The sequence below is a fragment of the Pseudomonas sp. BMW13 genome, assembly GCF_013357275.1.
Taxonomy (GTDB): Bacteria; Pseudomonadota; Gammaproteobacteria; order Pseudomonadales; family Pseudomonadaceae; genus Aquipseudomonas; species Aquipseudomonas khazarica.
Genome location: NZ_SUKD01000049.1, coordinates 1 through 10,532 on the forward strand (window position 1 = coordinate 1; position 10,532 = coordinate 10,532).

Genomic DNA, 10,532 nt, shown 5'->3' on the forward strand with positions numbered 1-10,532 from the left:
CACCTCGGGAGTTCAGACGCTCGGCTGAGGCATCAACCTAACGGGGTGTCGGTGTCCGGTTTGATAGGGGCAAGTCCAGTGGCTACCACGGCGCTCGCTTTCGCAAAGCTGAGGCCCAAGGGTGCCTCCCCCGATCGCATCCGTGCATTTGATCGCTGGACCTGGTTGCTCGCTGCAGCTGCGGCGCTGGCCAGTGCTCTGTTCGCCTGGCCTGTCGATACGGACTCGATGGACAGCCTCTGGCTACCTGCAGCGGCGGCGTTCAATGCATCATCCGCCTGGGCAATGGTGCTCCTGGGTGCAACGACCATTCGGTACGCCCTCTTCCGTGGGCAGCACACCTGATCACTGGAAAGCAGTGAGCGTCGAACCCGTTTGAACTGCTGTCCGTTACTGCCCTTCCCTGCCCAACGCCAGCAATACCGGGGCTTTCGCCCCTTCTCTTCTGCCCATTGCGGCACTCTGTGGCCCGTTGATTTCGACACTTTTTCGACAGGCCAGCTAGACAGGTCCGGCGGCTATGGCTAGCTTCTGGCCATCAAGCCCCTGTGCTTTAAGTCTTCGGTGTCGCTTTTCCAACCTGAGAGTGTCGCGTTTCTCACCGTTGATACGTGATAAATCAAAGGCTTGCGCCGAATTATGGTTGATTACCAGACATTACTGGGAATGTTATGCGACAGCAATGTCGCCTAATTTATAGTTAGGGCTACACATGAAATTAATCTTCGCTGCGTTTTTGGCAATGGTAAGCCAGTTCGTCTATGCAGGTTATGATGTCCATATTACTAAAAAAGATTTTTGGGCTGACGAAAACGGCCCGTGCATAAGCCACGAAGAATGGAATAATTATGTAACAACGGACAGCCAAATCCAGCGCGACAATAAAAATTCAACAAATGATTTCTTAGTACGTCTTGAGCTTGAGCAATTCCCTATTTGGTACAACCCCTACCTTTGCGAAATTTACACAAAGAACCCATCTGAAAACGCCATCAATAAACTCATAAAAATTTCTGAAGTTCTCGACGCAAAAGTTCAAGGCGATGACGGCGAAAGTTATCCACTCACACCCTAACTAGTGGTTCAAACCCTTCGCTACGCTCACCGGGACGGGCTAAAGCCGGCCCCTTAACCAAACGTTAGGCTAGAAAATGAGTCTCGACATTCACCTTGAAGCCGATGAACGCCTTTCAATAGCCGCGATCTCTACGACCTTGAGCGAACTCGGCGCACTGGATACAAATAGCGATCCAAAAGCAGCACAAGGATTTTTCGACTCAGGCTTATCAGTAAGCGCCACATGCGAATTAGATGACCACACGCTATATGCAGAAGATGCTAAAGGCATGAATTTCTCTGTAGCCATTCGCTGTTACATACGGATAAAAGGACCAGAGCCAGAAGGCTTCTCTGCACTTGGCGATCTAGAGCGTTTTGTAAAGCTCATTGCAGCCAAAACTGATGCGCACTTTGTAATTTCACTCCAGTATGAATCTGCGCTGTATTGGAAAAACAACGATGGTCTGCACTCCGCCTAACTAGTGGCTCAAACCGTTTCAGAAAAAGGGGACAGATTTATTTTTCGATCTGCCAAGAGCGATAAATAAATCCGTCCCCTTTTGCCCGGTCCCCTTTTGCCCGTCGCAATCGGAGCTGGAACAGCAGATACACCGGCACTTCAAGCAACACGGCCAGTTCAGCAGTTGCCTGAACAGCTTCGACAAGGCCCTGGGTGAGTCTCGCTTGCCAGTGCCTGCTGGCCAGTCATCACACCTGCTATGGCACACCTTCGCCAGTCGGTTCGTGATGAATGGCGAGAAAATCCTGACCCTGCAGAAGATCCTGGGCCACACCACCCCGGCCATGGCCCTGCGCTATACGCACCTGGCGCCGGATCACCTGCAGGATGTAGAAGCTGAATTCGCCGCTCGCCGTGCTAAGGCGTTGAGTCGTTGAGTCGTTGAGTCGTTGATACAGGTTATTTGGACGCCCGAGGCCTTGCAGGACCGTCTGGACATCTGGGAATACATCGCTACTGAAAACCCTCGCGCTGCCGTGCATATGGATGAGCTATTCAGCGCTGCAGTAGCCTCGCTGGCTGACTTTCCCGACAAGGGCAGGTTGGGTTGGTTGCTGGTACTCGCGAGCTGACCCTCCCCCACGAGAACTACCGCCTTGTCTATCAGGCTGAGCGTGATTCGGTCTGGATCCTCGCCTTGGTGCACGTCGCCAGGATGTGGCCACCTATCCAAAACTAGCTGCAGTCTCGATGTTGAGCCCCCAACTACACAATGAGGGCTATTTCAACTCAGTGGCAGTGATAGTCGCCAGTCTTGTGGTTTCGATGGCAGCCTTTTGAATCTGTACCGCCGCTGTGTGCAAAGACGACTGCCGATGACACAGAAAGAACTGCGGCGATGAGGATGGCTGTGAATTTCATGGTGAACTCCGTTTCTTGCTGAGAGATGAAGGCCGACAAAACAGGGTGGCCAGTTGCCTTCATAGCACAGTAGAAAAATAGAGTCATCGACACTTCTTCGACACCTTGCATGTCGCAGAAAGCAAAAGCCCCCGAAACTCTAGGAATTTCAGGGACTTAAGCTTGAGATATGGCGGGAAGATAGGGATTTGAACCCTAGGTGCCATTGCTGACACAACGGATTTCGAATCCGTCCCGTTCGACCACTCCGGCATCTTCCCAAGCGGCGCGAATCATAACAGCTCAATGCGCTTTGGCGAAGCTATTTTTGAAAATTTTTCTTGTTCTATCAATCGCTTGTAAAAAACAGGCGCCACCGGTGCTGCCGGTGCTGCCGGCGGCGCCTGTCTGGGCGGTCAGGCGGTCAGACGCGTCAGCGCCTCGCGGTACTTGTCCGCCGTCTTCTGCGCCACGTCCGCCGGCACGGCCGGGGCCGGGGGTTGTTTGTTCCAGCCGGTGGACTCCAGCCAGTCGCGGACGAACTGCTTGTCGAAGCTGGGCGGGTTCTTGCCTTCGACATAGCTGTCGGCCGGCCAGAAGCGGCTGGAGTCGGGCGTCAGCACTTCGTCCATCAGGGTCAGGGTGCCGTCTTCATCAAGACCGAATTCGAACTTGGTGTCGGCGATGATGATGCCACGGGTGGCCGCGTACTCGACCGCAGCGCTGTACAGGGCAATGGCCGTGTCACGCACCTTGGCCGCCAGTTCGGCACCGATGATGGCTTCGCACTGCTCGAAGCTGATGTTCTCGTCATGGTCGCCGACGGCTGCCTTGGTCGAGGGGGTGAAGATCGGCTGCGGCAGCTTGGCCGCTTCCTTCAGGCCAGCCGGCAGGGCGATGCCGCAGACGGTGCCGCTCTTCTGGTACTCCTTCCAGCCGGAACCGACGATGTAGCCACGCACGATGGCCTCGACGGCAACCGGCTTGAGGCGCTTGGCGACGACGGCACGGCCTTCGACCAGGGGCAGCTCGGCCGCCGTCACGACGTCCTCGACCTTGTCACCGGTGAAGTGGTTGGGCACCACGCCGGCCAGCTTGTCGAACCAGAAGTTGGAGATGGCGGTGAGGATCTTGCCCTTCTCCGGGATCGGTTGTTCGAGGATCACGTCGAACGCCGACAGACGATCGGTGGCCACCATCAGCATGCGCTTGTCGTCGATTTCGTAGAGGTCGCGGACCTTGCCCGAGTAGATCTTCTTCAGGCTCAGGGTGGTAGGTGTGCTCATGTCGGCATTTCCGTTCGTGGCAAACAAAACAGGCGAAACCCTTTAGGATTTCGCCCATCGATTGGAGGCTGAGGCAGCTGCTGCCTGGATCAGCCGAGGTTGTCCTGAATCAGGCTCAGCACGCGGCGCGATACATCGGCCGGGGCGATGGTGTTGAGGTCCTTCTCCACCGTGACCTGCACGCTATCGCCCACCGGGGTCAGGCGAACCTGGTAGCGCTCGGCGCGTGCCTCGATCTCTTCCTTGCTCGGCTCGCTGCCGAACAGACGACCGAAGAAACCGGGCTTCTCTTCATTGACCTGGGCACCTTCGGCCAGGTTGATGTAGTACAGGCCAAGGCTGCGGTTGAGGTCGTCGACACGCACGTCACCCAGCTCCAGCGAGCGGCCGACACCCGACCAGGCGCGGTCGAAGTCGGCGCCGAGGTTCAGCACCGGGTTGCCGTTGCCGTCTTCGCTCAGGCTGACGCGGCTGGGGGCATCGAAGTCGCGAGCGGCGAGCAGCGAGACGGAACCGCCCTGCTCCACGCCACGCGCCATGCTCACCAGCATTTCGTCGAGCAGTGCCGCTTCCAGGCTGGCATTGCCACTGCGCTCGGCGAAGGCGACATCGGCACTGCTGCCGGCCGGACGCTCGGCGCTGGTGACGAAGACTTCACTGGTGTTGCGCTGCACACCCGGCTCGATGCGCACACGTACGCGCGTCTCGGCATCCGGTGCGACACCGGACACGCGGCTGCTCAGGCGGCGCGCCATGGTGCTGGAAAGCTCGTCGAAACGCTGCCAGGAGGTGGTGAATTCACCGACCTGCGGGCGCTCGCTGGCGATACGGAAGCCATTGTCCTCGAAGAACTGACGGGCCAGCGGCCAGACTTCGGCCGGCACGCGCTGGGCAACCACCCAACGCGAGTCGCCGCTGCGCTGCAGGCTGAACTCACGCTCGTCGCCGCGCACCTGCAGGGGCTGAGGGCGCGGCACCTCGAATTCGCGGGACGTCGAGTTGCTGCTGGCGACCTGGGCAGGCACCGGCAGCAGCGGGTCGAGACGCTTGGCCTGGACATCGGCCGGCAGTTGCATCGGTGCGGTCTGACGCGCTTCCAGGTAGTCGCTACCGCGATCACGGAAGTAGCCATCTTCACCCCAGAGCCAGCCACAACCGCTGGTGCTGGAGACGATCAGAGCAAGGGCGGAAAATCCGGCCAGTCGCTTCATGCGTAGAATTCCTCGATTAAGCCAATACGCCGCACTGGCGCATGGCCTGGCGCAGCGGTTCGTGACAGCGCGGGCTGAGCCAGGTCAGCGGCAGGCGAATACCTTCGTCCATCAGGCCCATTTCGTGCAGCGCCCACTTCACCGGAATCGGGTTGGATTCGAGGAACAGGGCCTTGTGCAGGGGCATCAGGCGGTCGTTGATGGCACGGGCGATGGCCGCCTCGCCACGCATGGCAGCGGCGCACAGGTCGCTCATGGCGCGCGGCGCGACGTTGGCGGTGACGGAGATGTTGCCCTTGCCGCCCAGCAGCATCAGCTCGACAGCGGTAGCGTCGTCGCCCGAATAGACGAGGAAGTCCTTGCCGACGCGGCTCAGTACGTCCTGGGCACGCTGCAGGTCGCCGGTGGCTTCCTTGATACCGATGATGTTGTCGATCTTCGACAGGCGCTCGACGGTCTCCGGCAGCATGTCGCAGACGGTGCGGCCCGGCACGTTGTAGAGAATCTGCGGGATGGCCACGGCTTCGGCGATATGGCGGAAGTGCAGGTACAGGCCTTCCTGGGTCGGCTTGTTGTAGTACGGGGTGACCAGCAGAGCGGCATCGGCGCCAACGTCCTTGGCCGCACGGGTCAGCTCGACCGACTCACGGGTGGAGTTGCCACCGGTGCCGGCGATGACCGGGATACGGCCAGCGACCTGGTCGACCACGCGCTTGATCACTTCGACGTGCTCACCCACGTCCAGCGTGGCGGACTCACCGGTGGTGCCGACCGCGACGATGGCATTGGTACCCTCTTGCAGGTGGAAATCCACCAGTTTGCTCAGGGCCGCCCAATCCAGATCACCCTGCGCGTCCATGGGCGTGACCAGTGCCACCATACTGCCCGCAATCATGCAACTGCTCCTGCCGGAAAAATTGAGCCGTAATGGTACTGGTGCCACCAGTCCGGCACAAGCAACGGACAAGGGCATATCCGCTCCCGACTTGGGGCGACGAGGGTGGCGGCGCCATTCCCCTCGGCGGTGCTTTTCGCTAACCTGCTCTCTTTGGTCTGCGGCGTCTCGTGCGCGGACCGTTCATCGCTTTAGGAAGGCTGCATGTCCACCCCCCCCGTTCGCGAACAATTCCTCGTTATCAGCGCTCTCGGCCGTGATGCCATGGCCCTGACCAACCTGCTCAGCCGCACCAGCCACGAGAACCGCTGTGCGGTGATCAGCACCCGCCTGAGCCGCCATGGAGAGTTCAGCGCCCTGGTGCTGCAGGTGTCCGGCAGCTGGGACGCCCTGGCGCGCCTGGAGTCGAGCCTGCCGCTGCTGGCCAAGAAGCACGACTTCTCGGTCAACCTGATCCGCAGCGCCGCCGCCGACGCTCGCCCGCAGGCGCTGCCCTACGTCGCCTACGTCAGCGCCGTGTATCGCCCGGACATCCTCAACGAGCTGTGCCAGTTCTTCATCGACCACCGCGTGGAGCTGGAGAACCTCACCTGCGATACCTACCAGGCACCACAGACCGGCGGCACCATGCTCAACGCCACGCTGACGGTGACGCTGCCGGCAGGCACCCAGATCAGCTGGCTGCGTGATCAGTTCCTCGATTTCGCCGACGCTCTGAACCTGGATGCGCTGATCGAACCCTGGCGCCCGCAGAACCCATGACGATTCGCCGCGCGTCGGCCCTGCGCCAGTAACCGCAGCGGCGGCCTGCTCATCAGGCCCCGCCGTCTGCCGCGCAGATGACTGCCGCGCGAGATCATCGACCGCCTCTATTGAAGGAGTTCCCATGACCGTAGCCATCGACCAAGCCGTTGCCGACTTCCAGGCCGAAGCCACCAGCGGCCAGCAGGTGAAACTGTCTGACCTCAAGGGCCAGCAGGTCGTGCTGTACTTCTACCCGAAGGACGCCACGCCTGGCTGCACCACCGAGGGCCTGGACTTCCGCGCGCGCTTCGAACAGTTCCAGGCCGCCAACACGCTGATCTTCGGCGTGTCGATGGACAGCCTGAAGAAGCACGAGAGCTTCAAGTGCAAGCAGGAGTTTCCCTTCGAGCTGATCAGCGACGAGGAGCACACCCTGTGCGACCTGTTCGGCGTGTACCAGTTGAAGAAGAACTACGGCAAGGAGTACATGGGCATCGTGCGCAGCACCTTCCTCATCGACAAGGATGGCGTGCTGCGCGAGGAATGGCGCAACGTCAAGGTTGCCGGCCATGTCGACAAGGTGCTGGCCGCCGCGCAGGAACTGCACAAGCGCTGAGACCAGGCACACCTGCTGTAGGAGCGGCTTCAGCCGCGAATGCCGAGCCCCGCATCAGCGGGGAGCGAGCATGAAAAAGGCCGCTTTTGCGGCCTTTTCGTTTGACGGGATATCGCTCCAGTCATGCGCCTGTTTCGCGGCTGAAGCCGCTCCTACGGGGGTGATTCGCCAGAGGAGCCTGGAGCGGCCATTCGCGATGCGTTCCAGGCGCACACCGCTGGTCGCGGATGCCCCCTCTCCCAGAGGAACGACGCGGCCCCAGCACCAGCGTGCCAGACACAGAGCAAAGACCGTTGGCTCCTGTGACCCGCCCTCTCAGGCCTGTGCAGACTCCAGCTCGGTACGCGGCCAGGCGTTGATCACCGCCTTGAACAGCGTGGCCAGCGGAATGGCGAAGAACACGCCCCAGAATCCCCACAGGCCGCCGAACAGCAGCACCGCGCAGATGATCGCCACCGGGTGCAGGTTGACCGCCTCGGAGAACAGCAACGGCACCAGCACGTTGCCGTCGAGGGCCTGGATGATGCCGTAGACCACCATCAGGTAGATGAACTGGTCGCTCCAGCCCCACTGGAACAGGCCGATCAACGCCACCGGCACCGTCACCACGACCGCGCCGATGTAGGGCACCACCACCGACAGGCCAACCAGCAGCGCCAGCAGCGCCGCGTAGTTCAGCCCCAGGTAGGCGAACGCGATGTAGGTGACCACGCCACAGATGATGATCTCGATGAACTTGCCACGGATGTAGTTGGCGATCTGCTGGTTCATCTCCTGCGCGACCTGGCTGATCAGCGCCCGCTCGCGCGGCAGGTAGCCACGGAACCACTGGCCGATCTGCTCGCGGTCCTTGAGGAAGAAGAACACCAGGATCGGCACCAGCACCAGGTAGATCATCACGCTGACCAGCATCGGCAGGCTGGACAGCGAGAACGACAGCGCCCATTGGCCGAACTTGCCGGCCTCGCCCCGCATGCTGGTGATCAGCTGCACGATCTGCGCGTCGGTGATCAGGTTCGGGTAGCGCTCCGGCAGCAGCAGGAACACCGACTGCCATTCGGCCGCCATGCGCGGCAGCTCGTTGAACAGGGTGCTGAGCTGCTGCCACAGCAACGGCATCAGCACCAGCATGAACACCGCCAGGCAGCCCATGAACAGGGTGAACACCAGCCACACGGCGAGTACCTGCGGCACCCGCATGCGCTCCAGGCCGTTGACCATGCCCTGCATCAGGAAGGCCAGCACCAGGCCGGTCAGCACCGGCGCGAGCATCCCGCCCAGGGTCAGCACCACGGCGAACCCCAGCACCAGCAGCACGGCCAGCACCACGGCCTGCTCGTCGGAGAAGTAGCGGTGCAGCCAGTCGCGTATAACCTTGACCATCAACGATCCTTAATCTGCAGATGTGCTGGGGAGGACGGCGAAGGGCTCAGGCCTTGCGCAGCCAGTAACGATAGACACCCGAGTCGACTTCTTCATGCAGCAGCGCATGACCGGCCAGCGTGGCGAATGCACGGAAGTCGCGCTGCGAACCGGCATCGGTGGCACTGACCTTGAGTACGGCGCCGCTGGCCAGGCGATTGAGCTCGAGCTTGGCTTTGAGCAAGGGCAACGGGCAATTGAGCCCGCAGGCGTCGAGTTCGGCATCGAAAGCCGGTACGTCTGTCATCGTCTACTCCTGATAAGGGCGCTAGGATAACCAAGCCACTGCAACCCTGGCCAGCGCGCTAGCTGGCCGGCTACAGTAACCCCCTTTGCCCTCCGAGAGCCCTGAGTGCATGACTTTTCTGCGCCCCACCCTGCTGACGCTGGCCTGCCTGTTCGCTGCCCACACGGGAGCCAGTGACCTGCCGTCGCTTGGCGATGCCAGCTCCTCGATCGTCTCCCCTCAGCAAGAACACCAACTCGGCCGCGCCTGGCTCGGCCTGCTGCGCGGCCAGGTCTCGCAACTGGACGACCCGCAGCTCAAGGACTTCGTCGAATCCAGCGTCTATCGTCTGTCGGAAACCAGCCAGCTGCAGGACCGCCGCCTGGAGTTCGTTCTGCTCAACAGTCCGCAGCTCAACGCCTTCGCCGCCCCGGGCGGGATCGTCGGGGTCAACGGTGGCCTCTTCCTCTACGCTCAGACCGAAGCCGAGTACGCCTCGGTCATGGCGCACGAACTGGCGCACTTGTCGCAACGCCACTTCGCCCGTGGCATCGAGGCGCAGCAGCGCATGCAACTGCCGCTGATGGCCGCCATGCTCGCCGGCATCGTCGCCGCGGCAGCGGGCGCGGGGGATGCCGGCATCGCCACGATCATGTCGACCCAGGCTGCGGCGATTCAGGAGCAGCGCCGCTTCTCGCGCCAGAACGAGCAGGAGGCCGACCGCATCGGCCTGGTCAACCTGGAAAAGGCCGGCTACGACCCGCGCGCCATGCCGTCGATGTTCGAGCGCCTGATGCGCCAGTACCGCTACGACGCCAAGCCGCCGGAATTCCTCCTGACCCACCCGGTTTCCGAGTCGCGCATCGCCGACACCCGCAACCGCGCCGAGCAGTATCCGGTGGAAGGCCGCGAGGACAGCCTGCGCTACCAGCTGATGCGCGCCCGCGTGCAGCTGACCTATGAAGAGACGCCCGGGGTCGCTGCCAAGCGTTTCCGCGCCATGCTCGACGAGAACCCGGGGCTGGATGCCGCGCGCTATGGCCTGGTCCTGGCGCAGATGAAGACCGGCCAGCTCGACGAGGCCGGCAAGACCCTGGCAGCGCTGCTGAGCAAGGCCCCGGACGACATCGTCTACAACCTGGCGCAGATCGAGCTGGACATGGCCGCCAATCGCCTCGATGCGGCCGATCGCCGCCAGGCACGCATGCGCACCCTGTACCCCAGCAACTATCCGCTGCAACAGAGCGGCATCGACCTGCTGCTCAAGCAGCAGCGCATCCCGGATGCCGAGCGAGCGCTGGATGACCTGCTGAAGACCCGCAGCAAGGACCCGGACGTCTGGTACCAGGTCGCCGAGGTACGCGGCCTGAGCGGCAACACCATCGGCCTGCACCAGGCGCGCGCCGAGTTCTTCGCGCTGGTGGGTGACTACAACCAGGCGATCGAACAGCTGGACTACGCCAAGCGCCGCGCCAGCAACAACTTCCAGCTGGCCTCGCGCATCGACGCACGCCAGCGCGAACTCTCCGAAGAGAAACGCCTGGTCGAGCAGATGTTGCGCTGACGCACGTGCTGGCACGGTCTTTTGACTGCGGTACGTTCGGCCCTCTCCCCCGGCCCCTCTCCCATGAATGAGAGAGGGGAGCAAACCGTGCGGGCGCTCCATCCGTAGCCCGGATGAAATCCGGGGAATCCGCAGTACAGCCCCGTAGC

The 10,532-nt window shown here is 61.7% G+C and carries 13 protein-coding genes and 1 tRNA gene; 7 read left to right on the plus strand and 7 right to left on the minus strand.

The genetic code is table 11. From position 1 onward, the window contains the following. The first annotated feature begins 712 nt into the window (after positions 1-712). The 4 genes from E4487_RS23970 (at position 713) to E4487_RS25030 (ending at position 2,151) form a co-directional block, all read left to right on the plus strand. Positions 713-1,075 (plus strand): hypothetical protein, encoded by a 363-nt coding sequence (locus E4487_RS23970; RefSeq protein ID WP_175254541.1) that lies wholly within the window; start codon positions 713-715, stop codon positions 1,073-1,075. 76 nt (positions 1,076-1,151) lie between these two features. Further along, positions 1,152-1,538: a hypothetical protein gene (locus tag E4487_RS23975; RefSeq protein WP_175254542.1), complete on the plus strand. Its 387-nt coding sequence runs from the start codon at positions 1,152-1,154 to the stop codon at positions 1,536-1,538. A gap of 211 nt (positions 1,539-1,749) precedes the next feature. Then, entirely contained in the window at positions 1,750-1,956 is a 207-nt protein-coding gene (locus E4487_RS23980; RefSeq protein WP_373921567.1) for a tyrosine-type recombinase/integrase, read from the plus strand. 42 nt (positions 1,957-1,998) lie between these two features. Next, the gene (locus E4487_RS25030; RefSeq protein WP_373921566.1) at positions 1,999-2,151 is read left to right on the plus strand and encodes a type II toxin-antitoxin system RelE/ParE family toxin; all 153 of its coding nucleotides are present in this window, start codon (positions 1,999-2,001) and stop codon (positions 2,149-2,151) included. Between the two features lie 157 nt (positions 2,152-2,308). Here the strand turns inward: E4487_RS25030 and E4487_RS24610 are convergent, their stop codons facing one another. From E4487_RS24610 to dapA, 5 genes are all read right to left on the minus strand, one after another. Next, on the minus strand, positions 2,309-2,527 hold the full coding sequence (locus E4487_RS24610; protein ID WP_257229493.1) for a YHYH domain-containing protein: 219 nt from the start codon (positions 2,525-2,527) through the stop codon (positions 2,309-2,311). Between the two features lie 83 nt (positions 2,528-2,610). Then, positions 2,611-2,700 (minus strand) — tRNA-Ser (locus E4487_RS23995). 135 nt (positions 2,701-2,835) lie between these two features. Further along, positions 2,836-3,705 carry a phosphoribosylaminoimidazolesuccinocarboxamide synthase gene (locus tag E4487_RS24000; protein WP_037057406.1) on the minus strand — a complete coding sequence of 290 codons (870 nt, stop codon included), beginning with the start codon at positions 3,703-3,705 and terminating at the stop codon, positions 2,836-2,838. Between the two features lie 89 nt (positions 3,706-3,794). After that, positions 3,795-4,916, minus strand: a complete 1,122-nt coding sequence (gene bamC / locus E4487_RS24005) for an outer membrane protein assembly factor BamC (RefSeq protein WP_037057409.1) — start codon at positions 4,914-4,916, stop codon at positions 3,795-3,797. A 16-nt stretch (positions 4,917-4,932) separates the two neighbouring features. Continuing rightward, positions 4,933-5,811 carry a 4-hydroxy-tetrahydrodipicolinate synthase gene (gene dapA, locus E4487_RS24010; RefSeq protein WP_037057413.1) on the minus strand — a complete coding sequence of 293 codons (879 nt, stop codon included), beginning with the start codon at positions 5,809-5,811 and terminating at the stop codon, positions 4,933-4,935. Positions 5,812-6,015: 204 nt separating this feature from the next. Here dapA and E4487_RS24015 point away from each other — a divergent pair, with 204 nt between their 5' ends. Next, positions 6,016-6,573 carry a glycine cleavage system protein R gene (locus tag E4487_RS24015; RefSeq protein ID WP_037057423.1) on the plus strand — a complete coding sequence of 186 codons (558 nt, stop codon included), beginning with the start codon at positions 6,016-6,018 and terminating at the stop codon, positions 6,571-6,573. Positions 6,574-6,697: 124 nt separating this feature from the next. Further along, complete coding sequence (locus E4487_RS24020; RefSeq protein ID WP_175254543.1) at positions 6,698-7,171, plus strand: peroxiredoxin; 474 nt, start codon at positions 6,698-6,700, stop codon at positions 7,169-7,171. A gap of 315 nt (positions 7,172-7,486) precedes the next feature. Here E4487_RS24020 and E4487_RS24025 read toward each other — a convergent pair whose 3' ends face one another. Then, the gene (locus E4487_RS24025; RefSeq protein WP_037057428.1) at positions 7,487-8,554 is read right to left on the minus strand and encodes an AI-2E family transporter; all 1,068 of its coding nucleotides are present in this window, start codon (positions 8,552-8,554) and stop codon (positions 7,487-7,489) included. A gap of 46 nt (positions 8,555-8,600) precedes the next feature. Then, positions 8,601-8,840: a sulfurtransferase TusA family protein gene (locus tag E4487_RS24030; protein WP_037057431.1), complete on the minus strand. Its 240-nt coding sequence runs from the start codon at positions 8,838-8,840 to the stop codon at positions 8,601-8,603. Between the two features lie 109 nt (positions 8,841-8,949). Between E4487_RS24030 and E4487_RS24035 the strand changes: the two genes are divergently transcribed. Next, positions 8,950-10,383, plus strand: a complete 1,434-nt coding sequence (locus E4487_RS24035; protein WP_175254544.1) for a M48 family metalloprotease — start codon at positions 8,950-8,952, stop codon at positions 10,381-10,383. The last annotated feature ends 149 nt before the right edge of the window (positions 10,384-10,532 follow it).

Bases quoted from the DNA above. Each gene is read 5' to 3' on its own strand.
- E4487_RS24030 (WP_037057431.1), bottom strand. From the start codon at position 8,840: ATGACAGACGTACCGGCTTTCGATGCCGAACTCGACGCCTGCGGGCTC.
- dapA (WP_037057413.1), bottom strand. From the start codon at position 5,811: ATGATTGCGGGCAGTATGGTGGCACTGGTCACGCCCATGGACGCGCAG.
- E4487_RS24015 (WP_037057423.1), top strand. From the start codon at position 6,016: ATGTCCACCCCCCCCGTTCGCGAACAATTCCTCGTTATCAGCGCTCTC.
- E4487_RS24610 (WP_257229493.1), bottom strand. From the start codon at position 2,527: ATGACTCTATTTTTCTACTGTGCTATGAAGGCAACTGGCCACCCTGTT.
- E4487_RS24020 (WP_175254543.1), top strand. From the start codon at position 6,698: ATGACCGTAGCCATCGACCAAGCCGTTGCCGACTTCCAGGCCGAAGCC.
- E4487_RS24000 (WP_037057406.1), bottom strand. From the start codon at position 3,705: ATGAGCACACCTACCACCCTGAGCCTGAAGAAGATCTACTCGGGCAAG.
- bamC (WP_037057409.1), bottom strand. From the start codon at position 4,916: ATGAAGCGACTGGCCGGATTTTCCGCCCTTGCTCTGATCGTCTCCAGC.
- E4487_RS24035 (WP_175254544.1), top strand. From the start codon at position 8,950: ATGACTTTTCTGCGCCCCACCCTGCTGACGCTGGCCTGCCTGTTCGCT.
- E4487_RS24025 (WP_037057428.1), bottom strand. From the start codon at position 8,554: ATGGTCAAGGTTATACGCGACTGGCTGCACCGCTACTTCTCCGACGAG.
- E4487_RS23970 (WP_175254541.1), top strand. From the start codon at position 713: ATGAAATTAATCTTCGCTGCGTTTTTGGCAATGGTAAGCCAGTTCGTC.
- E4487_RS23975 (WP_175254542.1), top strand. From the start codon at position 1,152: ATGAGTCTCGACATTCACCTTGAAGCCGATGAACGCCTTTCAATAGCC.